General features: G+C 35.4%; 22 protein-coding genes. 18 read left to right on the top strand and 4 right to left on the bottom strand.

Features of this window, described 5'->3' with window-relative positions; translation table 11 throughout:
- Positions 1-114: 114 nt before the first annotated feature.
- Complete coding sequence (locus tag ACTWP4_RS14655; RefSeq protein ID WP_443129526.1) at positions 115-948, top strand: helix-turn-helix transcriptional regulator; 834 nt, start codon at positions 115-117, stop codon at positions 946-948.
- Between the two features lie 140 nt (positions 949-1,088).
- On the opposite strand, the gene ACTWP4_RS14650 is transcribed toward ACTWP4_RS14655, so the two are convergent.
- Together ACTWP4_RS14650 and ACTWP4_RS14645 are read right to left on the bottom strand one after the other, a co-directional pair.
- On the bottom strand, positions 1,089-1,985 hold the full coding sequence (locus ACTWP4_RS14650) for a selenium metabolism-associated LysR family transcriptional regulator (RefSeq protein ID WP_443129525.1): 897 nt from the start codon (positions 1,983-1,985) through the stop codon (positions 1,089-1,091).
- A gap of 24 nt (positions 1,986-2,009) precedes the next feature.
- Positions 2,010-3,014 (bottom strand): YeiH family protein, encoded by a 1,005-nt coding sequence (locus tag ACTWP4_RS14645; RefSeq protein WP_443129524.1) that lies wholly within the window; start codon positions 3,012-3,014, stop codon positions 2,010-2,012.
- A gap of 295 nt (positions 3,015-3,309) precedes the next feature.
- On the opposite strand from ACTWP4_RS14645, the gene ACTWP4_RS14640 reads away from it, so the two are divergent.
- The 13 genes from ACTWP4_RS14640 to ACTWP4_RS14580 all read left to right on the top strand — a co-directional run bounded on the left by ACTWP4_RS14640 (position 3,310) and on the right by ACTWP4_RS14580 (position 16,902).
- Positions 3,310-4,254 carry a hydroxyacid dehydrogenase gene (locus ACTWP4_RS14640; RefSeq protein ID WP_443129523.1) on the top strand — a complete coding sequence of 315 codons (945 nt, stop codon included), beginning with the start codon at positions 3,310-3,312 and terminating at the stop codon, positions 4,252-4,254.
- A gap of 15 nt (positions 4,255-4,269) precedes the next feature.
- Positions 4,270-4,983, top strand: a complete 714-nt coding sequence (locus ACTWP4_RS14635) for a FadR/GntR family transcriptional regulator (protein ID WP_443129522.1) — start codon at positions 4,270-4,272, stop codon at positions 4,981-4,983.
- Positions 4,984-5,011: 28 nt separating this feature from the next.
- Complete coding sequence (dgoD, locus tag ACTWP4_RS14630; protein ID WP_443129521.1) at positions 5,012-6,160, top strand: galactonate dehydratase; 1,149 nt, start codon at positions 5,012-5,014, stop codon at positions 6,158-6,160.
- A 37-nt stretch (positions 6,161-6,197) separates the two neighbouring features.
- The gene (locus ACTWP4_RS14625) at positions 6,198-7,631 is read left to right on the top strand and encodes an ABC transporter substrate-binding protein (protein WP_443129520.1); all 1,434 of its coding nucleotides are present in this window, start codon (positions 6,198-6,200) and stop codon (positions 7,629-7,631) included.
- A 47-nt stretch (positions 7,632-7,678) separates the two neighbouring features.
- On the top strand, positions 7,679-8,656 hold the full coding sequence (locus ACTWP4_RS14620) for a carbohydrate ABC transporter permease (RefSeq protein ID WP_443129519.1): 978 nt from the start codon (positions 7,679-7,681) through the stop codon (positions 8,654-8,656).
- Positions 8,653-9,483 (top strand): carbohydrate ABC transporter permease, encoded by an 831-nt coding sequence (locus ACTWP4_RS14615; protein WP_443129518.1) that lies wholly within the window; start codon positions 8,653-8,655, stop codon positions 9,481-9,483. The genes ACTWP4_RS14620 and ACTWP4_RS14615 overlap by 4 nt, the downstream gene beginning before the upstream one ends.
- A gap of 101 nt (positions 9,484-9,584) precedes the next feature.
- Positions 9,585-10,214, top strand: a complete 630-nt coding sequence (locus ACTWP4_RS14610; protein ID WP_443129517.1) for a bifunctional 4-hydroxy-2-oxoglutarate aldolase/2-dehydro-3-deoxy-phosphogluconate aldolase — start codon at positions 9,585-9,587, stop codon at positions 10,212-10,214.
- Between the two features lie 114 nt (positions 10,215-10,328).
- Entirely contained in the window at positions 10,329-11,117 is a 789-nt protein-coding gene (locus tag ACTWP4_RS14605; RefSeq protein WP_443129516.1) for an MBL fold metallo-hydrolase, read from the top strand.
- Between the two features lie 39 nt (positions 11,118-11,156).
- Positions 11,157-11,438 carry a UxaA family hydrolase gene (locus tag ACTWP4_RS14600; RefSeq protein ID WP_443129515.1) on the top strand — a complete coding sequence of 94 codons (282 nt, stop codon included), beginning with the start codon at positions 11,157-11,159 and terminating at the stop codon, positions 11,436-11,438.
- Positions 11,439-11,440: 2 nt separating this feature from the next.
- The gene (locus ACTWP4_RS14595) at positions 11,441-12,595 is read left to right on the top strand and encodes a UxaA family hydrolase (protein ID WP_443129514.1); all 1,155 of its coding nucleotides are present in this window, start codon (positions 11,441-11,443) and stop codon (positions 12,593-12,595) included.
- 45 nt (positions 12,596-12,640) lie between these two features.
- Positions 12,641-13,693, top strand: coding sequence for an Ldh family oxidoreductase (locus ACTWP4_RS14590; protein WP_443129513.1), 1,053 nt, complete (start codon positions 12,641-12,643; stop codon positions 13,691-13,693).
- A gap of 46 nt (positions 13,694-13,739) precedes the next feature.
- Positions 13,740-15,188, top strand: coding sequence for an NAD-dependent succinate-semialdehyde dehydrogenase (locus tag ACTWP4_RS14585; protein ID WP_443129512.1), 1,449 nt, complete (start codon positions 13,740-13,742; stop codon positions 15,186-15,188).
- A 313-nt stretch (positions 15,189-15,501) separates the two neighbouring features.
- Positions 15,502-16,902, top strand: coding sequence for an ABC transporter substrate-binding protein (locus tag ACTWP4_RS14580; RefSeq protein WP_443129511.1), 1,401 nt, complete (start codon positions 15,502-15,504; stop codon positions 16,900-16,902).
- Positions 16,903-17,185: 283 nt separating this feature from the next.
- Here ACTWP4_RS14580 and ACTWP4_RS14575 read toward each other — a convergent pair whose 3' ends face one another.
- Positions 17,186-18,019, bottom strand: a complete 834-nt coding sequence (locus ACTWP4_RS14575; protein WP_443129510.1) for a helix-turn-helix domain-containing protein — start codon at positions 18,017-18,019, stop codon at positions 17,186-17,188.
- A gap of 222 nt (positions 18,020-18,241) precedes the next feature.
- Between ACTWP4_RS14575 and ACTWP4_RS14570 the strand changes: the two genes are divergently transcribed.
- Positions 18,242-20,197, top strand: a complete 1,956-nt coding sequence (locus tag ACTWP4_RS14570; RefSeq protein ID WP_443129509.1) for a beta-galactosidase — start codon at positions 18,242-18,244, stop codon at positions 20,195-20,197.
- Positions 20,198-20,427: 230 nt separating this feature from the next.
- On the top strand, positions 20,428-21,378 hold the full coding sequence (locus ACTWP4_RS14565; RefSeq protein WP_443129508.1) for an acetylxylan esterase: 951 nt from the start codon (positions 20,428-20,430) through the stop codon (positions 21,376-21,378).
- A gap of 141 nt (positions 21,379-21,519) precedes the next feature.
- On the opposite strand, the gene ACTWP4_RS14560 is transcribed toward ACTWP4_RS14565, so the two are convergent.
- A complete protein-coding gene (locus tag ACTWP4_RS14560) occupies positions 21,520-22,131 on the bottom strand; it encodes a YesL family protein (protein WP_443129507.1) in 612 nt (203 codons plus the stop codon).
- A gap of 152 nt (positions 22,132-22,283) precedes the next feature.
- On the opposite strand from ACTWP4_RS14560, the gene ACTWP4_RS14555 reads away from it, so the two are divergent.
- Both ACTWP4_RS14555 and rbsK read left to right on the top strand, forming a co-directional pair.
- Complete coding sequence (locus tag ACTWP4_RS14555) at positions 22,284-23,312, top strand: iron-containing alcohol dehydrogenase (RefSeq protein ID WP_443129506.1); 1,029 nt, start codon at positions 22,284-22,286, stop codon at positions 23,310-23,312.
- 552 nt (positions 23,313-23,864) lie between these two features.
- Positions 23,865-24,797 (top strand): ribokinase, encoded by a 933-nt coding sequence (gene rbsK, locus ACTWP4_RS14550; protein WP_443129505.1) that lies wholly within the window; start codon positions 23,865-23,867, stop codon positions 24,795-24,797.
- Positions 24,798-24,876: the final 79 nt, after the last annotated feature.

The raw sequence follows: 24,876 nt of genomic DNA, 5'->3' as shown, positions 1-24,876 counted from the left end.
AATATTTTTCATATTTAAACATGGTGTATGATTAGTCTAATGGTATAATCAAAGAAAGTGAATGCAAAATTCTAACAATAATTTGTATTATCTAAACAATAGAGGAGAGATAGAATGCTACAAATAAAAGCACCACCATTGCCAACTTTTATCGAAGCTGGTGAAGATACATATATAAAAGGAATGACCCATCCTGATCGCCATCATATTGGTGTGTTTGATTTATTATTAGTTACAGAGGGTTGTTTAGAAATGGGAGAGGGAGAGAATATATATGAGGTAGAAGGGGCACATATTCTTATACTTTATCCGGATCGCCACCATTTTTCGGTAAAGCCGTGCAAAGACAAAACCCATTTTTTCTGGATGCATTTTCAGCCAGAAGAATGGTCGGATATGAATCATAATACATTCAGGATAAAGGATTACAGTAACAGTGGCCCTTTTAAAGAAAAGCCTTTTTCTTTTTTGCTGCCTAAATATAGTCGTATTCACAATGAAAGAGTAGTTATTCCTTTATGTGAACAAATTCTTTCTTCGGAAAATCAGTGGCATAAACAATTATTATTTCAACAGCTATTATTTCAAATTAGTCAAAATGTAACACATCAAACAAATTCTCATGATTTAATTATTGCAGAGCAAGCTGCAGGCTATTTGAAAAATCAACTTTCGCAAAAAATTAGCTATCAAGATTTAGGCAGTTTTTTAGGTTATCATCCCAATCATATTGCAAGATGTATGAAGGAGGTGTTTAATTGTACACCGATAGAGTATCTTAACCGGGTACGATTGGATCAAGCAAAGGTGCTACTTGTAACAACTAATTTAAGTATGGAGCATATCGCAGAAAAGTGTGGCTTTTCACATATATCTTATTTCAGTCGGATTTTTAAAAAAGTCGAAGGTCTCTCACCAAGCGCCTATCGCAAAAAATACATCAGATAATTATTTTATTACGGTGCTGATAGTCCGTAAAACCCCAACTGATGGAAGTCTCACTTTATAATGCTATTACCAATTATGTGTAGTTCTGAAAAGTAAATGCTTAGCTCTTCTTTTTTCTTTAAGCTAATTATAGTAAAGTATTAGAAATAACTTTTGATAAACGTAAGAAAGGAATCACTCACAGCTGTAAGATTTCTTTCTTGATACAAACTAAAAAAGTTCCGACTTAGATGAATACCACTTATAGATAACTCCTTAAGTGTGTTCAGTTTTAGTTCTTTTGAAATGGCAGATTTTGAGATGAGTGATACTCCCAATCCTGCTTCCACAGCGGATTTTATTGATTCTGTACTTTCTAATTCCAAAATAACATTCAAATTCTCTGGGTTAAGTTGATTCTGAATTAATTTTTCTTCGATGACTTGTCTTGTTCCAGAACCGCGTTCTCTTAATATTAGAGGAAGTGAAAACAATTCTTCAGGGCTAATTTGGTCTTTATGGCCAATCTTATCATCACAAAATGAGCGAGATGCAATGAGAACTAATTCATCATCCATAAAAGCTGCCTGATTTAAATGGGGGTAATTTACCATTGATTCAATAAAGCCTAGATTTATCTCTTCATTAAGCAATTTTTCAACGATTATTTCGGAGTTGTATACTTTTAAATGTACTTTCACCTGTGGGAATTGTTGTTTATAGAAACCTAGCAATCTAGGAAGAATATGCTCTGCAATGGTTAAGCTAGCCCCTATTTCAAGATTACCATTCATTTTTTCAGACATTAACGCAATCTCATTTTTTGTTTGATTTACTAATTTTAATATTTGATCAGTGTGACGAAAAAGAAGCTCACCTTCTGGGGTCAAATACACTTTTTTTGTAGATCTGTTAAACAGTACTACTCCTAAAGAAGCTTCAAGTTGTTTAATCTGCGAACTTACGGAAGGTTGTGATAAATGAAGGTTTTTGGCTGATTCAGAAAAATTCCTTTTTGTTGCAACAGTATAAAATACTTTTAGGTGTTCAAAATTCAAATCAAGCCCTCCCATTTTTATATCTTAAAATAATTGAATTAATACCAATACTAGTATTAATAAAGAAATATATCCAGCGATAGATACAAAAACAGGTCTAATTCCAGCTTTTTTGAGATCATTGAAGTCCACGTTCAAACCTATTCCTGCCATAGCCATTGAGATTAAAAAGGAACTGATAAGTATCAAAATATCAGCTACTGAGTCTGAAATCCAGCCTGCTGAATTAATCATTGCCATTCCTAGAAAGCCGAAAATAAACCATGGTATAGGTAATTTATCGCGGTATACAGTAGAATCCTTTATTGCGTTTCTTTGGAATAAACGTCCAATAACTATTGCTACTGGTATAAGTAGTGCAACCCTTCCAAGTTTCGCTATAACAGCTGTATCATAACTAATTTGACTCGTAGATGCACCAGTTGCTGCTACATGTGATACTTCATGTAGAGTAGCGCCTACCATCACTCCAAAGTCCATAGAATTAATGTTGAAAATGGAGAATATTAGTATATAACTTATTGCTGCAATGGTTCCAATTATGGAAATACAAGTAACAGCTAATGCTGTGTTTTGTTTATTACTTTTAATTAAAGGTGCGACAGCCATAATGGCAGAAGCGCCACAAACTGCAGTACCTACAGCAATTAATGTGGTAATTTGTTTGTCTAGGGAAAGTAGTTTACCTAAGTAGAAGATTGTTGTTAAGGTAAATAGGATAACGATTACATTAATCCATATAATAGAAAACCCATCTTCAAATATTTGAAAGATGTCAAGTCTTACCCCTAGCAAAATGATTCCTAGCTTAAGCAAAGATTTCGTGCTAAAAGTAATTCCTGGTTCTAATTCACTACGAACTCCAAACCACCTTCGCCAAATCATTCCCATAAAAATCGACAGTATCATGACTCCCATAATAGTTAAAAAAGGTAGTCTAGCTAGAATAGTAGAAATAATGGCTAAAATGGAGGTGAGTAGTACTCCCTTTGGCAATGTTCGAATTTGTTTACGTAACGAGTGTAACAATTTTTCGTTCCCCCCCTGACTTAACATAATATATGATAATCACAGTAGCACAAAGTGTAGCTATAGAGTTATTTTATTTGATTATAAGTGTAATTACTGATTCTTATAAATCCAGCTGAAAGAGTAATAGAAGCTTGCGAATCTTAACTATTTGGATTCTAGATAACTGTTATAAATAAAATTAATATGTTTTTTTCTTGTAAATGGCATAATTACCATTTACAATTAATAAAAATGGTATAGTGGTTGGGCCACTCGTTCACTGGATGATTATGTGGAAGAAGGAGGGGGTTTCTTGCAAGTATTAGTTACTGAATTGATATGGAAAGACGGGTTAGATCGTTTGACGAAGATTGCTGACGTCTACTATGATGATTCGTTATGGAATAAACATGAAGAATTACACGAAAAGGTTAAAGATGTTGATGGAATCATTATCCGTAATCAAACGAAAATAACCCCATTACTGCTAGAAAAGGCAAAACGTCTAAAAGTGATTGGAAGACTCGGAGTAGGCTTAGATAACATAGATATTCAAGCCTGCAAAGAAAAAGGAATAACAGTTGTCTATGCTCAAAATGCCAATGCCATCTCAGTTGCAGAGTATGTTATGAGCGCTATCCTATCTTTCAGAAGAAATTTATATGAGGCAGACATTAGTGTTAAACAGGGGAACTGGGATAGAAGACATCATACAGGTTATGAAGTATACGGTAAGACATTGGGTTTAGTCGGTGTTGGGGAAATTGCCCACCGAATAGCGAAAAGAGCTCTTCCTTTTGGATTAGAGGTATTAGGGTATGATCCATTTCGTTCTTCTTACGATTTTCAGGTTGCAGAAACTGGGATACAATTAGCTTCTATAGATGAACTCCTTACCAAATCTGATTACGTAAGCATACATGTTCCGTTATTAGAATCCACACAAAATATGTTTAACTTAGAAACTTTAAAATTAATGAAAAGTAGTAGTTGTCTTATTAATACTTCAAGAGGTGGAATTATTGATGAAGATGCCTTGAATATTGCGTTGGATAGTCATTATATTGCAGGTGCTTATCTAGATGTACTGAATGCTGAACCACCTGCCAAAGATAATAAGTTATTGACTAATAACAAGGCAATTTTCACTCCGCATATTGCAGGATTAACGGAGGAATCACAAGTGAGAACTTCTATTCTTGTGGCTGATGAAGTGTTAAAGGTACTTAACGGAGAATCTCCGTTATTTGCTGTATGAGAAAGGGAGAGAAGCATGTTCCAATCTATTAATTTTCAAAAGACTACAATTTCAAGAAAAGTCGTTGATTATATCAGGAATCTGATTATAAATGAAGAATTAACTCAAGGAGAAAAGCTGCCTTCCGAAAGAGAAATGTCAGAGATTCTTAATGTCAGCAGAAACACAGTGCGAGAGGCATATCAGATTTTAGCTTCTTTAGGTTATGTACAGATCAAACATGGGCAGGGTGTATTTGTGTCAAGTGATACAGAATCTATTCAGCAATGGGCAGCTTCATTTTTTAATAAAAATGATCAATTAATTGAACTATTTGCAATAAGGAAATTATTAGAAACTCAAAGTGTAAAATGGGCAGTTAACAATATTCAAAATGACAACATTAATGAACTTAATAGTTTTATAGAAAAGGATATGGAATACATCAATAATAAGGAAAAATATTTTGATATATCTTCATCTGATCAAAAATTCCACTTGTTAATTGCGAAATTATCAGGAAATTCCGTTTTATTTAGAATAATGTATAATTTAATAGATTTAATGAAGGAGGTAAGGGTGGAAGCATTACAAATTCCAGGAAGAATGGAAAAATCTATTGGAGAACATAAAGAAATAGTAAAAGCTCTATCGGAAAAGGATGTTGATAAAGCAGAAAAGAAAATGCTCGAACACTTGAATAGCGTAGAAGAGACATTGGTTAAAAACATATCTGATAAAGATAATTAAAATTAAACATTATACAAGGAAGGTATTTATGAAAATTACAAATATGGAGTTATTTAAAGTCCCACCTAGATGGCTTTTTTTAAAAATAGAAACTGACGAAGGGATAACAGGCTGGGGAGAACCCATTGTAGAAGGAAAGACTGAGACTGTAAGAACAGCAGTAAACGAACTAAGCGACTACTTAATTGGCAAAAATCCGTTGCATATTGAAGATCATTTTCAAGTTCTGACACACGGATGGTTTTATAGAGGAGGTCCTATTCTTTCTAGTGCAGTATCTGGGATTGAACAGGCTTTATGGGATATAAAAGGGAAATACTATAATGCTCCTGTGTATGAACTCCTTGGAGGGAAATGTCGGGATAAAATCCGTGTTTACAGCTGGATAGGAGGAGATCGTCCATCTGGTGTAGCGGAGGCGGTGAAAGAGCGATTAGATGCAGGTTTCACAGCGATTAAAATGAATGGTACCGAAGAGCTTAATTATATTGATTCTCATTCAAAAGTAACAGCAGCTGTTGAGAGATTAGCAGCAGTAAGAGAAGTTACTGGAGTGGACTTTGGTATAGCTATTGATTTTCATGGTCGAGTGCACAAAGCAATGGCAAAAACATTAATGAAAGAAATGGAAGCGTTTCATCCTATGTTTATCGAAGAGCCGGTTTTACCTGAAAATAATGAGGCATTAAAGCAGTTAGCTACACATACAACCATTCCAATAGCAACCGGAGAAAGAATGTATACAAGATGGGGTTTTAAAAACATAATTTCGGAAGGTGTAGTAGACATTATCCAGCCAGATCTGTCACATGCAGGTGGAATCTTAGAAACAAGGAAAATTGCTGCAATGGCAGAAGCCTATGATATTGCAGTAGCTCCACACTGTCCACTCGGACCCATTGCTTTAGCATCTTCTTTACAATTAGATGCGTGTACACCAAATGCATTTATTCAAGAGCAAAGTAAGAGCATTCATTATAATGTTGGCTATGATTTATTAGATTATTTAAAAAATCCATCCGTATTTGATTATCACGCCGGTTTTGTAGAAATACCAAAAGGACCTGGTTTGGGGATTGACATTGACGAAGAAAAAGTACGTAAGGCTGCAAAAATAGGTCACAATTATAGAGCTCCCATCTGGCGAAATGAAGATGGCTCTTTAGCAGAAAGATAAGTGAGGAGCCTGTAAGAATAATTAAGGAGGTAATAAAATGAAATCGCTTCATAAGTTGGTTTATTCTTTATTATTCATTTCTTTCTTTTTAGTTGGCTGCCAAGAAAACGAAAATACGGGTGCAGATGAAAATGGAAAAACTGTCATTACGATGTGGAATAGACTTTCAGGACTAGATGTCTATCTTCCTGAAATAATCACTTCTTTTGAAGAAGAGTATCCAGATATTAAAGTGGAGCTTGAAAATCTGCCGGTTGAATCTCAAGAACAGCAATATCAAGCAGCCGTTCAAGAAAATAAATTACCGGATATTTTTACAACTGGTGGAGGATATGGTGTACCACAACTTGTAGCTGCGGATCAGATTCGGCCGCTGGATGAAGTATTTACAGATGAAGTAAAAGAAAAATTTGTAACTGGATCATTTGAATCGGGACAAACCGTAATGGACGATAAAGTATATGCATTTCCAGTATTCTCCCCTTCTCATGGTGCTTTTATGACTTATTACAATAAGGATCTGTTGGAGGAACTTGGTATTGAACCAAGAGTACCTGACTCATGGAAAGAGTTTATGGAAATAGGGGAAGAGGTTTATGAAAAATCAGATGGAACAAAATATGGTTTATTGGTCGGAATGCAAGCAGGATGGCTAATCTCCGATGTAACTTTACAAATGGCAAAAGCTATTACACCAGAAACAGAAAGAGACTGGACTACAGGTGAGTTTAACTTTGCAACACAAGGTGTAATCGAAACAGCTGAATTTTATAAAACGATGCTCGATAATAACATAATGTCCATTCAAAGTTTAGAGTTAGGGGCACAAGATGTCTACACCCAGTTTGCTAATGGACAATCTGCATTTATGTTTGCTGGGAATTATGTAGGAGCTCAGCTGAAAGATCGCGGGTTGGAAAACTTCGGAGTTGCAAAGTTACCAACCAAAAATGGTGAAGGTGTACAATACGGTGAAAAGGCAACCCCAGAAATGATTACGGTTTCAAAATATACAGAAAACTGGGATGAGGTACAACTCTTTATTAATTTTCTGATTGATCATATGTATGATTACATTGTAGAAAGTGGAACTTCCGCACCTGCTTTAAAACTAGATCATGTCGGAACAACTGAATCGAATCTAGCACAGTTTAATGATATAGCCGAAATTATGAATGAAGTAATGGTAGTGGCACCAAATCCTACTAAGGTTAACCCAGAAACGATAAAGGTAAATCAGGAACATGGTGAAATGGCTCCAAAAGAAGGACTGGATACAATTATTAATGGTTATTTAACAGGGCAAGTAGAAGATTTGGAGGGCACGCTTCAGCAGTTGACTGACGATAACAATAAAGCTCTTAAGGAAGCAATCGAGCAATCCAATGGGAAAGTGTCGATGGAGGATTATATCTTCAAGAATTGGACCCCAGGACAGGATTATGTGGAAGAAGATTATTCATCCAGATAAGTAAATGAATGAACTTCGGAAATAACATAAAGGGAGGAGCCAAAACCTTGAATGATAAAAGAATTGATAAGTATAAGAATAGCAAGCCTCTCTCAATGAATAGAAAAAGATATATATGGGCTTATATTTTTATGATGCCGCAGATAATTTGGTTCTTCGGTCTTTCTATGTACCCGATAATAATGAGTTATGTTTATTCTTTTTATGACTGGAACGGGTTGGAGAAGTTAGAAAACTTTATTGGATTAGCTAATTATAAGGAATTACTTCAAACTCCTGAATTCTGGAATGCTTTTCAAAATTCTCTTAGTTATGCTATAGGTTTTACTACTGTCTCAGTGGTACTTGGTTTAATATTGGCATTAATTTTAAACGAACCGAGATTTAAAGCGAAAGGATTTTATCGAACGCTTTATTTTCTTCCGGTTGTCACTACAGCTGCAATTGTTGGGATTATTATTCAAACTATGTTTGGTACCCAGGGAGCAGTAAACCAGCTTTTATTAGCTCTAGGTATTATAGAACAACCAATATCATGGTTATTAGACCCGATTCTGGCAATGATCTTACTGATTGTGGTCGGTTCTTGGAAAAACATTGGTGTTACAATGATTTACTGGTTAACTGGTCTACAAACAGTTCCTCAAGACATACATGAAGCAGCACAAATCGATGGAGCAGGGTATTGGAAGCGGTTAAGATATGTTACTTTACCTTTATTGGCACCTATTGGATTTACGATTTTACTTCTTACATTGACTAGCAGTATGCACGTATTTGACCTTGTAAAAACATTAACTAATGGTGGCCCCTATTATTCTACTGAGACATTAGAGCTATATATTTACAGGTATGCATTTGCTTCTGTAGGAGGAGGAGCTCGGACCGGTTTTGCTTCTGCAGCTGGTGTACTTTTAGGATTATTTGTCTTTTTGATAACAGCAGTATTCGCTGCGATTGGCTGGGGTATGAATCGAAGGAGGAGAAATAATCTCATTAAATGGAACAGGGGGATACAAACATGAAATCGAGAAGTATTACTCATTTAATTTTACACATTCTTTTAATATTGTGTGGGATTGTTTGGATTTATCCTTTTGTATGGATGGTTTTCTCTTCTTTAAAAACGAATAATACCTTCTTAAGTTCTGGTATTAATCCCATACCAGAGGTGTTTCAGTGGGAGAATTATTCCAGGGCATGGGAGGTAGCTAATTTTGAAGGATATTTTTTAAATACTGTGATAATTACTATAGCAGTCATTCTGATTGTTGTGGTACTGAGCTGTCTAACAGGATATGCACTTGGCAGAGTTAAATTTCCGGGGCGAAAGGTTATCATTGGAATAATTATAGGGTTTTCTTTTATTCCTAAAGGGTATACGATTATTCCATTGTATCAGTTTATGGTTTTATTAGGATTAAATGATTCATTATTAGGGGTAATTGCCGCTGAATCATCGGGCGCACATGTGTTATTTATTTTATTATTTGCGTCATTCTTTGCAAAAGTGCCAAAAGAATTAGAAGAGTCTGCCATGCTGGATGGCTGTGGTTTTTTAGGGACATTTTTCAAAGTGATCCTGCCAACTGCAAAACCTGTATTTGCAACTGCGATTATCATGCAATTTATATGGACATGGAGTTCTTATTTAGTACCACTTGTGTTAACGATTACAAAGCCTGATCTAAGAACTCTAGCAGTTGGTATGACAGCATTTACAGAGCAATATTCAACCGATTGGACTGGAATGGCTGCTGGAGCCACAATTTCGCTCCTACCTGTTATGTTTATTTTTATTCTAATGCAACGTTATTTCATTGAAGGTATTGCTGGTTCTGTTAAACAATAGTTAAAAAGACATATGTAATCGTTTCCTTATTAAGGAGTGAATGAGAATAACGAAAAAAATCTTTACAGTTAATACAAACTATTTTAAAAAAGGGTGTCTCTATGGAAATGATAAAACAATTGAAAAATTCAGGTGTAGTCATCATTTATCGAGGATACACAGCTGAAAAATGCTTAGAACTCAGTGAAATATTAATGCAGGCCGGTCTCCGTTTCTTCGAAGTAACCATGAATTCAGAACATGCCCTAGAATCCATTCGTTTGCTTCGAAATACCTTACCAGAGGAAGTTCATATTGGTGCAGGTACAGTTACAACTGTTGAACAAGTTAAGCTAGCAGCTGAAGCTGGAGCATCCTATATTATTTCACCGAATACGAACATGGATGTAATTCATAAAACAAAGGAACTGCAATTGGTTTCTATCCCTGGCGCATTTACGCCAACTGAAATTGAGTCAGCATGGGAAAATGGTGCTGATATGGTAAAAGTATTTCCTATTAATGTTGTTGGGCATGAATATATTACGCAAATTCGTGGACCACTGGATCATATACCGTTGATGCCAAGTGGTGGTATTACGTTAGATATGGCAGAAAGTCTCTTTAAAGTGGGAGCGTCTGCAATTGGAGTAGGCATTCATTTATTAGGAAAAAATTACGTTGATACAATTAATCGAGATGGGTTACAGGCAAGTGCAAGAAAGCTAATCCGGGCATCTTCCAGCAGTTAATTTTATCTCGGTGCTAACCGTCTGTAAGACCACCATTTCAAGCATTAAGTAACATAAGGGAGCTAAGTGGGGGATAACAGACGCTAACCTCCACTGATCATTTTAGGAGAAGAGTTGATTTATATCGATCATTTTATAGAAAAACAACACAAATTAAATGTCCAAAAAGGACAAATAGGTTTATCTTGGACCGGGCAGGCTGGTTTTGCTTTGCTTGATGATGATCATGTTGTATATCATATTGATCCTTATCTCTCTAATGCATGTTCAAGAACAGTAGGGTTTAACCGCATAATTGGCCCACCAGTTCAAGCAAATCAAATGAAAACGGATTATGTATTTATTACACATGATCACAAAGATCATTTAGATCCCGATTCAATTCCAGAAATATTTAAAGCAAATCCAGAGGTTACTTTTGTTGGTCCTCCTTCATGTATAGAGATTTTAAAGGAGATGAAAATTCCAACAAGGAATCTAAGTGTTATAAGACGAGGAGAAAAGCAGGAAATTGGAAATCTGATTGTTCAAGCCGTTCTCGCTATCCATACGAAAGACAGTGTAGGTTATGTGTTGGATTTAAAAGGTCTGAAATTGTATATAACTGGTGACACCACTTATTCAGACGATCTTATTTTAAGTGAAAAGTTAGATCTAATGATGGTTTGCATTAATGGCAGATTAGGCTGTATGAATATACCTGATGCAGCGAGGCTTACTGCACATATACAACCAAAGTATGTTATCCCTATGCATATTGGCATGTTTAAAGAAAACACCGCAAACCCTACGGAATTTGTTCATCAGGCTGAAAATTACAGCGGAATGGTACAGGGATTTATCATGGAGCATGGCAGCTGGTATATATATGATAAAGCTGGTGGGCTTAATATAAAAAAATAGGTTAAAAGATTTCATTATAAATGGAAAGGATGAATTCATTTGAAACATAAGTTTCTCATTCACCATAAAGGTGATCATGTTGGAGTGGCAACAGAAGAAATGAAAAGTGGGGAAGAAGTGATGGGAGTTTATATGGATGATGATACTTCCGTCGTGATAAAAGCAAACGATAATATTCCTCTCGGTCATAAAATAGCTTTAGCCGATTTACAAGAAAGAGAACCTGTTATCGAATACAAGACACAAATTGGTATAACGACGGAAGTATGGCATGTTGGAGACTACGTTCATACACACAATATAAAAACGGCGAGGTGGTAATGATGAATAATCAATTGTTGGGATATCGTAGAGAAAATGGAAAAGCAGGTGTAAGAAATCATGTGGTCATTTTACCGGTAGATGATATTTCGAACGCTGCATGTGAAGCAGTAGCCAACCAAATTAAGGGTACGTTAGCACTTCCTCACTCATATGGAAGACTGCAGTATGGTGAAGATCTGGAATTACACTTCCGGACCATGATCGGTACTGGAAGCAATCCAAATGTTGCAGCTGTAATTGTTATAGGAATTGAAGAAAATTGGTCAAAAAAGATAGCAGATGGTATTGCTAAAACAGGTAAACCTGTCACGTATTTTTCCATTGAGAGATACGGAGATTTAGAGACTATTCGAAAAGCTTCATGGACGGCAAAAGAATATGTTCAATGGGCTTCCGAATTGAAAAGAGAGCCAATCGATTTAGCCGAATTAACAGTAAGTATTAAATGTGGGGAATCTGATACTACGACAGGATTAGGATCTTGTCCCACTGTTGCTCAAGCGGTTGATCGTTTAGTAGATGCAGGAGCTACAGTATTGTTTGGTGAAACATCTGAACTGACCGGTGGAGAACATATTATTGCAAATCGTATGGCGACACCAGAGTTAGAACAAAAATTTATGGAGACGTATAACAATTACGTTGGCTTTATCAAAAACCAAGGTGTGGACTTGTTAGGATCACAGCCAACCCAAGGAAATATTGCAGGCGGATTGTCTACAATTGAAGAAAAGGCTTTAGGGAATATTGAAAAAACAGGTACAAAGAAGATTGTTGGTGTCCTACAACCAGCGGAAGCTCCTGATGGACCGGGACTTTATTTTATGGATAGTTCATCTGCTGCAGCAGAACATATTACTTTGATGGCAGCTGGTGGTGCGGTCGTTCATTTCTTCCCAACCGGTCAAGGAAATATTGTAGGTAACCCGATTGAGCCAGTAATTAAACTAACTGCAAATCCAATTACTGCAACAACTATGAGTGAACATATTGATGTGGATGTCAGTGGACTACTTTCCCGAGAAATTAATTTGAACGAGGCAGGAAATAAGTTGATGGATATGCTTTATAGAACGGCAAGTGGTCGATTAACTGCTGCGGAAGCATTAGGACATAGAGAATTTGTAATGACAAAGCTTTATCCAAGTGCTTAATCAGAGTTTGTCAATATCATACTAGCAGAGGGTGTCTTTATCAATATGGCAAAATTAAAGTTTCAAATTGACCCAGTATATCAATATGGAGTTAATCTCCTAACCGCAGTAGGCTTAAGTAAAAGTGATGCAAATATTGTTATGGATTCGCTTGTAAGAGCAGAGTTGGAGGGAGCAAGCAGCCACGGATTAAATCGTTTAATTATTTATGCAACAAGAATAGAAGAAGGAAGGATAAACGCTGCTCCGAAAGTGATGATAGAGAATAATGGTTCATTTCTTAAAGTAGATGGTGACAATGGTTTAGGGCAGGTTGTTGCAAGTAAAGCCTTAGATCAAGCTTTCACAACTGCAAGAGATTTAGGTATGGTTGGTGTATTTGTTAAAGGGAGTAATCATTTTGGAACAGCAGCTTTTTACTGTCAAAAAGCTTGCCAATATAATATGGCATTGATTGCGACTACCAATTCGCCACCAGGCATTGCTCCCTGGGGAGGGAAAAAGGCGTATTTCGGTACTAATCCTATAGCTTTCGGCTTTCCTGTCCGAAATAAACCACCGATAATCATTGATATGTCTTCAAGTGTTGTAGCACGAGGGAATATTATTTTAGCTAATCAGAATCATCAAAAAATTCCTTTTGGATGGGCAATGGATCAAAATGGAAAGGAGACAGATAATCCTGAAGCAGCTCTAGACGGTGCTTTGTTTCCATTGGGTGGTGTAAAAGGTTATGCATTAGCAATGGCTGTAGAAGTATTATCAGGGATATTAACTGGTGCTGCTTTTGGTCCATATGTAAATAATCTATATAAAGAAAATGAGAAGGAAGCAAATGTTGGACATAGCTTTATCGTAATGGACATTAGTAAATTAGGGCATTTAGAACAATATTTTGACAGGATTGATTGTTTGTTGGATGAAGTGAAAGAATCTCCAAAAGCAGAAGGAATTACGGAAATCTATTATCCAGGAGAAAGGAGAAGTCAAACTTATAAAAATAGTACGGTTAATGGAATTATTCTAACAGAAGAAATTGTCAACGAATTGAGCATGTTTGGATTGAAGCATGGTGTGACCTTTCCTTCTCCAATATAATTTTCATGACGGATAGAATTAATTTTACAAAAGGTGGTAAATAGTAATGAATTATACAACGGAAAATAAATCGATGTTTATAAATGGTGCTTGGAGAGAGCCGGTAAAACAAGGTACCATTTCAGTTGTTAATCCTTCAACAGAGGAAATTATTTGTAACATCGGATATGGCGGAAAGGAGGATGCTATTTTAGCAGTGGAAGCTGCAGAAAAAGCGTTTGGTCAATGGTCCCAATTTTCTGTGCGAGAAAGAGCAAACCTGTTACTTAAAGTAGCTGAATTGTTAAGAGAAAAAGCCGAGTATATTGGTGAAATTTTGGCTGAGGAATCAGGTAAAAGGTTACAAGAAGGGATTGGGGAAATTAATTTTTCTGCTGAGTATTTTCAGTGGTTTGCTGAAGAGATTAGAAGACCCCATGGACATGTTGTGCCTAGTGATGCTAGGAATAAATCGCACATTTATTATACTGAACCAGCTGGAGTTGCTCTGTCGCTAACCCCCTGGAATTTCCCAGTGTCAATACAAGCTAGAAAAATGGCACCAGCTTTAGCGGCAGGCTGTACAGTAATTGCAAGAGGATCGCGGCTTGCTCCTCTATCGGTGATAGAATTATTTAAGTGTTTAGAAGAGGCGGGCTTTCCTGAAGGTACAGTTAATTTAATACACGGTCCAGGAGCAGAAACGACAGAAACGCTTATGGCTCAACCAGCTGTAAAGGTAGCTAGTTTTACAGGTTCAACAGAAGTAGGTAAAACAATTGTGCACCAGTCAGCAAATGGTCTGAAACGACTAGCGCTTGAGTTAGGAGGGGACGCACCATTTATTGTATTTGAGGATGCTGATATTGATAAAGCTGTAGAAGGGGCTATGGTGGCAAAGTTTCGTAATAATGGGCAATCATGTATTGGGGCAAATCGATTCTTCATTCACGAACAAATATATGATCAGTTCCTCTCTAAATTTGGAGAATCTATCAAGCAAATGAAAGTTTCTGATCCAGTGAAAGACCCTTCTTCAGATTTAGGTCCAGTAATTGATATGAAGAATAAAGAACGTTTAGAACGATTAGTACAGGAAGCAGAAGAGTGTGGTGCCAGACGTTTAACTTCTGAATTGGAGACACCGTCGCATGGTTATTATGTATCACCTGTATTGCTAGATAATATTACAAATGATTGTGAGCTTGCACAAACTGAAATATTCGGGCCAATTGCAACAGTTTATAAATTTTCAACTGAAGAGGACGCAGTTGAAAAAGCAAATGATACAATTATGGGCTTAGCTGGCTACGTCTTTACTAATAGTATTTCACGGGCTCAGCGAGTACAAAGAAATTTACAAGTAGGAATTTTAGGATTAAATAATGCACTTCCATCGGTTGCATATGCACCAATGGGTGGAATGAAGCAGAGTGGATTAGGCAGAGAAGGTGCTAGAAATGGTCTTGAAGAATATCAGGAAGTCAAATATGTTTCGCAGGAATTCGATCTTTAAAAAGTATTTCGGGTGTAACTGCTTATGCTGTGTGTGATAACGTTTACAGAAATAATGTTACCTGTAAAGTGTATTACTATACGCTTACAGACGGTGCTAATCGTCTGTAAGCCCCCACTTCAAGTTTCAAGTAACACAAAGAAGCTAAGTGGGGGATAACAGACCTAACACCCTGATAAGTTTTGCTAATGATCAGTGGGGGTAAAACCCCCTCTGGCCATAGTCTCACTTTACCTGATGAAAGGAGGTGAAAACATCCAAAAAAATCTTCAAACTTTCCAAATAAAGATTAAGAACTTAGGAGGAATCAAATTTGAAAAAATGGACAATTGTATTGGTGATGGGTTTGCTTGCGTTATTAGTAGTTGGTTGTTCCATCGGTAATACTGGCAGTAATACCGATAATTCATCTGAAACTGACAATAGCAGTGAGATGGATGCAGGGAGTGGCGGTTCTAAAGAGGAGACTGATAATCAGGTAGAACTAACTTATGATTCAGATTTAACAGGGGAAATTACATTCTGGACTTGGACTACTGACACATATGACGATATTATTAAAGCATTTAATGAAGTTTATCCTAATATTAAAGTTAATAAAGTAGTATTAGAAACGGGTGACTTACACAATAAACTACAAACAACTTTAGCAGCTGGAGAAGGTGCTCCAGATGTCTCGATGGTTGAGGTGGGGAATTTCCCGAGATATAGTGTGGATAACTTCTTAGAAGACTTATTACAACCACCATATAATGCTGGGAGGTTTCAAGATTTAGTACCTGAATTTTATTGGGAACAATGGAAATCTATTGACGGAAAAAGGTTACTAGGAATGCCATCAGGAATTGCTCCAGGGGTATTCTTTTACAGGCAGGATATATATGAACAATTAGGTTTACCAAGCGAACCTGAAGCATTAGGGGAATACATCAAGGATCCAGAGAATTTTATGACAGTTGCTCAAACTTTGACAGCAAATGATATGTATATAATGGAATTTAATGATTCCCCATTTATTCACACGGCCGATTCAGTAGGATATTTTGATAGTGAGTTAAATTGGTTACGTAATACAGACTTAACTGCAGAAAGATTGGATTTTGTGAAAACTGGTGCACAGTTAGAATGGGCTCCGCATTTATCTGGACTATATAGTGAGGAAGGTCAGCAGTTACTGAAGCAAGGGAAATTAGTTTCATTACCTCAAGGTAGCTGGGCAGCCAGAGCGATTGAAGCTGCTGTACCTGAACAGGCAGGAAAATGGCGGGCTACAAGTTTGCCTTTAGGAATAAATGTAGCAATTGGTGGCTCTACATGGGTAATACCATCACAAAGTGAAAATAAAGAGGCAGCATGGGCTTTTGTAGAGTGGATGAACATTTCAGAAGAAGCCTGGAAAATTTTTGTTGATAATAATCTTCAGCCTGCCTGGAAGCATATTACGAGCTTACCATGGTATCAAGAATCGACTAATCCATTTTTAGGTGATCAACAGGCAAATAAGTTATATGCTGAGTTGAGTGATCAACTACCAATCCGCAGATATACTCCACTTGATGGAAAGGCATGGCCAATATTTATTGAGCGGATTAACGAGTCTATTGAAAAAAATATTGATTCCAAAACAACGTTACAACAAATTGAGGATGCTGTCTTGAAGCAGTTAAGCGGTGATATTGAAGATTTAAAATCAAGAATGGAAGCAGCTGAATAAAAAAGTACATTATAAATGAAGAAAAATCCATAGAATAACTTCATGGATTTTTCTTCTGGTTACATGTCCTAATTGCCCCTAACATTACAGAAATGGCTGACAAAAGTAGTGATGATAGGGATACAGGCTAATACCAAAGGGAAGTAAGTATAATTTAAATGAGCAATCCTTCTGCAAAGTTGTATAATTTAATATTCAAAAGCAGCTGAAATAATTTGTTAACTTATTTTGGTTAAAAAAATTCTACTATTGAAGCTCTATCATGTTGTTGAAGTCTATCTGATTATTTATGACGTTTTCGATAGTATTTAGGGCTTACACCATAGTAAGTTGAAAATTGTCTTGTGAAGTAATAAGGATTTTGAAATCCAACCTCTTCTGCAATTTCCAAGATAGGATCAGAAGTATACTCCAATAGATTAGCAGCCTGTCGGAGCCGCATTTTTAATAAATATTGTACAATCGAATCACCAACTTCTTGTTTAAACAAGTGTGACAACCTTGATGGAGAAAGAGAGACATTTTTAGCTAGTGATTCTAGTGTATGTTTCTTTTTTAAATTTACCTGTAGATAGTCTAATAGTTTCTCCACTCTATAATCGATTTTTGGCGCTTGATTCTTTGCATTATGCTGGGCAATCAGTAAAAGTATATACTCTAGTGAGTTGTAAGCAATACGATTGTGGAAAAAATCTTGTTGTATATTGTTTTGCAAAAGTTGCTTAAAAGCCTGTAACACTTTATTTTGAATAGGTAAATTCTTGATACTTAGTAGAAATGCATTATCAAAGTTGTCTAGCGATTTTAATAAATCCAACCAATCTGTTTTAGGAATAAAATGTGCCCATGTAAAATTCCATGGTTCTTCACTGCTTGTTGCATAATAGTGTGGGATATTTGGCGGTATGATAACGATATCTCCAGTTTGACAATACCAAGTGTTGTTATTTACTTTATACATTCCTGTTCCAGAAAGTGTAAAAGTAATATGCCAGTTCATCACTCCGTCCGTTCGATTTACTGCATATCCGGTTGTTTTATTGTAATGGTCAGATACCAGAATGCCTGGTGGGCGTGTGTTTCTGGTTATAGCAGGATTGTTAATGAAATCAGTCATTTTCTGCATTCCTTTTAGAATTTTATTCTCTTAATATAATGATAGTAGCTTCCCTTATGATAACCAGATCTATTGTTGTTTTAAAAGATGTAACTGGACTTCAATGAAGGTAAAAGTATTATTGTCCATTTTTGATCATTATACAATTTCTCACCAATAATTAACAACAGTTTTCTATAGGTTTTTGTAAAGGAGCTAATATTTTAATAGGGAGTGTGTATTATGAAGAAGAATATTAAAGTTGGTACTACTTATTATCCAGAACATTGGCCAAGGGAACGATGGCAAAAGGATATCCAATTAATGAAAGAAGCAGGAATTAATGTTTTAAGACTTGCAGAATCTGCTTGGGCTAAGCTTGAGCCAAGGGATGGTAAGTATGATTTTAGTTGGTTAGATGATTTCATTTCAATGATATCGAAAGAAAGTATTGAAGTAATACTAGGTACACCAATTGAGGCATCACCAGTCTGGTTGCGACACACGTATCCCGAAGTTGTCGCTCACGACCAATTTGGACGTATTCATGCAGAAAGGGGATTCCATTGTCATAATAACCATAACTTTAAGTATTATGTTAATCGTCTGGTAAATCAAATGGCTGAACATTATGCCAATAATCCCGTTGTCGTTGGTTGGCAGATTGACAATGAATTACGAAGCGTACCTTGTTACTGTTCTGAATGTGAAGATGGGTATCGAAACTGGTTAAAGAAAAAGTATGGTACTTTAGATAATCTTAATAGAGCCTGGGGTACAACTTTTTGGAGTCAGGTGTATAATGAATGGGTAGAAATTAAACTGCCAACCGCTGATCAACTAACAAAATCAGTAAGTCAAATACTTGATTATAAGCGTTTTCAATCAGATTCAACTGTAAATCACCTTAACCGTCAGGTCGAAATTATCAAAAAACATGCACCACATCATTTGGTGACTCATAATTCCCTTGGATTATATCATGGTTTGGATATATATAAATTATCAGAAGATCTTGATTTCTTAAGTCTGGACATGTACCCTGATGTGGATGCTGATAATACTTGGACATGTCTAAATCTGGATATCCATCGCAGTGCAAAAAAAGACAATGTCTGGGTAATGGAGCAGAAAAATGGATATTTTAACTACAGCAATTATAATCTGGCTATTGAACCGGGATTGGTACGTTTGTGGGCATTACAGGATATTGCCAGAGGATCAAATGCTGTACTTTTTTACCGGTGGCGTTCTAATGGCTACAGCTGGGAACAAAATCCGAATGGCATACTAAGACATGACGGCTCACCAAGGAGAGCATTTGATGAAATAAAACAACTGACAAATGAGCTGGAAGATTTCAGTACTTCTATAGCTAACACAAAAGTGAAAGCCCCTGTTGCTATTCTTCACAGCTATGACCATATCTGGTCTTTTGAAGCACACACTCAATATAGGAGTTTTGATTATCGCAAACACATTGTTTCTTATTACAAAGCTTTACTTCAAATGGGAATTACACCAGATTTAGTTGATCCACTTATGGATATATCTGATTATCAAATAGTTATTGCACCGTCTTTAACAATGGTAAATGATGAAATATACGCTAATTTGAAATCATATACGGAAAATGGTGGCCATCTCATTCTGGGAGCAAGAAGTGGGTTTAAAACATGGGAAAATACGACAATAGATACTCCTTGGCCTGGATTATTGACAGAACTGACTGGTGTTAGTGTAGATGAATTTGAAGTATTACCAGATCGATGTACAAACACCATCACTTATAATAATAAAGAATACGAAGTGAAAGTTTGGTTGGATATGTTAGAATTAAATACAGCAAAAAGTTTGGCCACTTATACAAAAAAATTCTATGCAGGTCGAACCGCGATATCAAAGAATCAATATAAAAATGGAATCGTTTACTTTGTTGGAGTTATGGGAAATGACAGCTTAATGAAGGATTTACTTAAAGATGTAGCTAATGAATGTGGATTAGCTTATACATCGCTACCAGATGGTGTTTACAGAACATGCAGGCAAAATGAAGAGTGTAAATTTTACTTCTATGTAAATATGAATAATGAACCGAAAGAGCTAACGCTACCTGAGGTAGGAACTGACATACTAACTGGTGAACGTATAACAGGGAAAGTTACTTTAGATGCGCTAGATGCCCTAATCATCCAGTAGCTTAACAATATAAAGAATACATCAGAGCTAACTTTCATCGTTAGCTCTGATATCTGACTGAAGTTATTTTACGTAGAGTATTGGATGGCAGACAAGTAATCTATCATTTTGAAGATACTGGGATTACTTGACTACGTAACTTGGACATCAGATGAGATTAAAACAAGGATGGAGTATTGATCGTACGTATTACAAATAAGTTAGTAATGAAATATGGGAGAGGAATAAGGATGTCAAATTATATTGAGCAAATGATAAAACAGTACCAATCATATAATCCCGTTTTAACAAAGAAACATGACCATGATACTTTTTGGAGAGAAACATACGATCAAACAAGAAAAAAACCCCTTAATAGTAAATTGAAAGAACTGGATTATCCAATCCAACAAGTTTATTCTTATGAACTAACCTATCATGGATTCGATGAAACACCCATTAAGGCACATTATTTGTTACCTAAGGAGTCGAAAAATAAGCTTCCTTGTTTAATTTTCTTTCATGGATATGCTGGAAGTAAAGGTTCTGTTTCAGATTATATGAAATGGCTGATTCAAGGATATGCAATTATTGCAGTTGATTGTCGGGGGCAAGGAAAAAGTGGTGATTATTCCAATTATTCCTCCAACGAGATGGGAAGTTGGGTAACGCAAGGAATTTTGAATAAAAAAGAATATTATTATCGGAAAGTTTATATGGATGGAGTTCGAGCAATTGATTTTGCTTGTACACGTTCTGAAATAGATCATAATCGAATAGCTTTGATAGGCACAAGTATGGGGGGAGGGATTACATTAGCAGTCGCAGCACTTGATAACCGTCCAAAATTAGCTATTGCAGATATTCCTAATATGTGTGATATAGAATTGGCAATACATGAAAAATTAGAAGGTTCATTGACTATACTTGAACGGTTTCTAGATCGCCACACAGAGCAAATAGACCAAGTATTCTCAACATTATCTTATTTTGATAATTTGAACTTGGCTCCTAATATTAACTGCAGAATTAGAGTTTCTGCAGGCTTAAAAGATCCGGTTTGTCCACCAAAAACTATATTTGGGGTTTATAATCATATAAATGCTCCTAAAACAATAGAAGTCTATCCTTTTGCTCAACATTTTGTTCATCATGAGGAACATATCAAGAAGACTCTTCTATTTGTAAACGAATATTTGTAATTAATCCGTAGAACAACATAATGGGAGTTATGCAAATTCCCCCCCTTTTATCACGGTGCTAATCCGCAAATATTACACAGATGAAAGTCTCACTTTATATAAAAAGTTACCAATTAATTATAATTAAATGGTAACAAATCATTAGGAGGGTTGGGAATGTAATTGTTGTACTTTTAAAAAAATAGTGTGACAAAGAGAATAATTCACAAATGCTGTTAGACTAAAAATAAGTAATCCACTAACTGGGAAAATGTATAAAATAATAACCAGTAATGCAAAATTAATGATTATAACTATTGTGGTCGGAAAATAGGCAATTGAAAAAAGAAAAGAATTCTTAATAGCATACTTTATCGTAACTTGATAATGAGAAAGTACCGGGAATATATAAGCTGTTACAGCTAGAAATAATAAACTAACTAGTATTAATAATCCAGATAAGAGTATATTAATTCCAGACAGGGATTGTGACATAAAATAATAATCTAGATACAAAATAACTGCAAAGATAAACCAAATAATACCAATAACAAAGCTTTGGGTAAAGTTCTGTTTGAAATGACGAAAGAAATTGCGGGTAATATTGGTTACTCCTTCATCCATTTTCCACTTTCTAATAACACTAAACATGCTTGAAGTTGCTGGGAAAATAGTTATAATAGGAATGCACGATATGATCCAAAGAAAATTAAGAATGATTAGATTGGAGAGACCTTCTGTAAACGTATACAGTTTGTTGTTAAATAGATTCATAGTAATCACCTGCTTTTAGAATTTACTTTAAAAGTAACATATTATTATAAAAAAAGATAGATGAACTAATTTATTTCAGGTGAAATTTAGTATAGTTTTATACATATAGACTAAATAAGCAATCAATTAAAATGAAAGGAGAACATATTATTATGGCAGAGCATATTCAAATTGATTATGGAAGTGGCGTACTGGAAAAAGAAATGAAAACATTACCTAGCTATATAGTTGTGACAATGGAAATACCTTGGAGGCTTTGTGATAAATTTTTTAAAGTGAATCCACCTAAACAGGTTGTTATGGTAGATTCTTTAGACAAATCAAAATTAGATGAATTAAGCACTTTGCTACCACAGCATGTAGAAATTGTTGGTCTTGGTGGAGGGACTGCGATTGATGCTGCGAAGTATTTTGCATATTTACAAAATACAACTCCTGTTTTAGTTCCAACTATTTCATCTACAAATGCTCCATTTAGTGATTTTATTTCTATTCGTAAAAACGGAAGTGCTTTTGGTTTTAAAGTTGATGAATATCCAAAGAGACTTATCATTGACTATAAAGCACTCACTTTATCGGATTGGAGATATAATAGAGCAGGATATGGTGATCTGTTGTATATGCAAACGACACTTAATGATTGGTTAATAGCATCACAAAACGAGCAACTATATGCAATCGATGTTGAGGTTCAGCATGAAATTGAAGAAATTATGGATAAGATTATAAAAAAGGCAACAGAGATTGGTGCCATGACTAAAGAAGGACTATATATCCTAATGGAAAATACGAGACTATCAACTGAATTGTATATGGATCACCCACATACACCAATAAGTGCAGGATCTGAACATTTATTTGCTTGGAATTTAGAAATGGTGACTAATAAAACATATATTCATGGTGAAATTGTTGCGCTTGGTATTGTGATCACTTCTTATTTACAGCAGATTTTTATAACTAATAGTTACTTTCAAAGATTGCGACATGCATTAGATGAAGCACAAGTAACGTATCATCCAGTTGATATAGGCATATCTTGGGAGGAAATAAAAAAGGCTTTGTTAACGGTAAATGATTATAATAATGAATTTCGCCATTTTTATACTGTATTCAATTATGTTGATTGGTCTACAGACATATTAGAAGGGCTTAGGGAGTATTTATATAGTGAACGATAAATGCATCTATGTAAATTCGGTAGGCAAAATATTGGTAATATGAAATAAATAATAGTTGAAATAATTAAATGAATGTTGTATATTATCTGTAAACGATTACTCAGAGGTTCGAATTCCTGATATGAGTGATTAATAAGAGAACATAAATTATTTATTGCGACTTACAAACATCATAATGTTTTGAACTCAAAGTGATCACAAACTTAGTTTAATAGATTTACGTACTATAAAAATAAGTGGTGAAATCCTGAAATTAAAAGAAAGAACAGAAATTAAAAAAAATTAGTAAAAGTTGTTGTTTTTTCAAAAAGAATGTTGTATTATATGTGTAATCGATTACTTATGAAATAATAGAAATGCCTAGATTTAACTTAACTAACGAAGTTTTTATTATTGTCAATGTGATAACGATTACACATTTATGCAGTGTAAGTATGGAAAAATTACCTTCCTCGTGTATAATTAAAAATTTAACAGATTGATAAACAATTAGTGTGATAACGATTACACATAAAGAAAATAAATCATATTACAGTAAAGGAAGTAGATGTTGTGAGTATTTTAGTTATTGGAAGTTTTATGATGGATTTGGTTGTTCGTACTCCTAGAGCTCCTGAAGAGGGAGAGACAATTATAGGAGATAGTTTTTCTAGATTTCCAGGAGGCAAAGGTGCAAACCAAGCTGTCGCTGCAGCGAGACTTGGGGAACAAGTTACCATGGTAGGTAAATTAGGTACTGATCAATTTGGCGAAGAAGCAATTAAAACACTGATTAATGAAGGTATTAATACAGGCTATATATTGCGAGATCCACAGAAACCAACAGGAGTTGGTTCGGTTACGTTAGATCAACATGGAAGTAATCGGATTATTGTAGTCCCAGGTGCTAATTTAAGTTATTCAGTAACGGATTTAGAGCAAGTGGAAGATCTAATAAAGCGATCTGATATTTTAATAGTTCAATTAGAGATGGATATAAATATGATTGAGAAAGCAGTGTCAATTGCAAATGCTTATGATGTGCCTGTCATTTTAAATCCAGCTCCTGCTAGAGAATTAAGTGACCAACTGTTAAGTCAAGTAACTTATTTAACCCCGAATGAAACAGAAGTCGAAATTTTAACAGGAATTAAAGTGAACAATAATGAGGATGCAGAAGAAGCCGGAAAGATCCTGTTGAAAAAAGGAGTAAAAAATGTCATTATCACTTTAGCAGATAAGGGATCTTTAATTGTAAATAATAGCGAAGTGAAACATGTACCAAGTTTTAATGTGAAACCAGTTGACTCTGTGGCTGCAGGTGATTCCTTTAATGGTGCGTTGGCTGTTGGACTAGTGAGAGGAGAATCAATAGAGAAAGCAGTTAATTATGCAAACGCTGTAGGTGCGATCACCGTAACAAAAGAAGGAGCAATTCCTTCGTTACCGACTGTTGAAGAAGTTGAATCTTTTATTAATAAATCAAGAAATATAGTAACTAAATAAGAAGAAGGTTATTAAGATTTAAGGAGGTGATAGGAACTAGAAATTTCGCAGTAAATTGACCTTTTGTGAATGCGTTTAC

The organism is Gracilibacillus sp. D59 (assembly GCF_052246695.1).
GTDB lineage: Bacteria > Bacillota > Bacilli > Bacillales > Amphibacillaceae > Gracilibacillus.
The sequence above is the reverse complement of the archived record's forward strand: the minus strand, read 5'-3'. Positions and strand labels throughout refer to the sequence as shown.

What these genes read in the sequence shown, in the direction of transcription:
- ACTWP4_RS14655 (WP_443129526.1), top strand. Translation starts at nt 115, where the DNA reads ATGCTACAAATAAAAGCACCACCATTGCCAACTTTTATCGAAGCTGGT.
- ACTWP4_RS14635 (WP_443129522.1), top strand. Translation starts at nt 4,270, where the DNA reads ATGTTCCAATCTATTAATTTTCAAAAGACTACAATTTCAAGAAAAGTC.
- dgoD (WP_443129521.1), top strand. Translation starts at nt 5,012, where the DNA reads ATGAAAATTACAAATATGGAGTTATTTAAAGTCCCACCTAGATGGCTT.
- ACTWP4_RS14625 (WP_443129520.1), top strand. Translation starts at nt 6,198, where the DNA reads ATGAAATCGCTTCATAAGTTGGTTTATTCTTTATTATTCATTTCTTTC.
- ACTWP4_RS14615 (WP_443129518.1), top strand. Translation starts at nt 8,653, where the DNA reads ATGAAATCGAGAAGTATTACTCATTTAATTTTACACATTCTTTTAATA.
- ACTWP4_RS14610 (WP_443129517.1), top strand. Translation starts at nt 9,585, where the DNA reads ATGGAAATGATAAAACAATTGAAAAATTCAGGTGTAGTCATCATTTAT.
- ACTWP4_RS14595 (WP_443129514.1), top strand. Translation starts at nt 11,441, where the DNA reads ATGAATAATCAATTGTTGGGATATCGTAGAGAAAATGGAAAAGCAGGT.
- ACTWP4_RS14590 (WP_443129513.1), top strand. Translation starts at nt 12,641, where the DNA reads ATGGCAAAATTAAAGTTTCAAATTGACCCAGTATATCAATATGGAGTT.
- ACTWP4_RS14585 (WP_443129512.1), top strand. Translation starts at nt 13,740, where the DNA reads ATGAATTATACAACGGAAAATAAATCGATGTTTATAAATGGTGCTTGG.
- ACTWP4_RS14575 (WP_443129510.1), bottom strand. Translation starts at nt 18,019, where the DNA reads ATGACTGATTTCATTAACAATCCTGCTATAACCAGAAACACACGCCCA.
- ACTWP4_RS14570 (WP_443129509.1), top strand. Translation starts at nt 18,242, where the DNA reads ATGAAGAAGAATATTAAAGTTGGTACTACTTATTATCCAGAACATTGG.
- ACTWP4_RS14565 (WP_443129508.1), top strand. Translation starts at nt 20,428, where the DNA reads ATGTCAAATTATATTGAGCAAATGATAAAACAGTACCAATCATATAAT.
- ACTWP4_RS14560 (WP_443129507.1), bottom strand. Translation starts at nt 22,131, where the DNA reads ATGAATCTATTTAACAACAAACTGTATACGTTTACAGAAGGTCTCTCC.
- ACTWP4_RS14555 (WP_443129506.1), top strand. Translation starts at nt 22,284, where the DNA reads ATGGCAGAGCATATTCAAATTGATTATGGAAGTGGCGTACTGGAAAAA.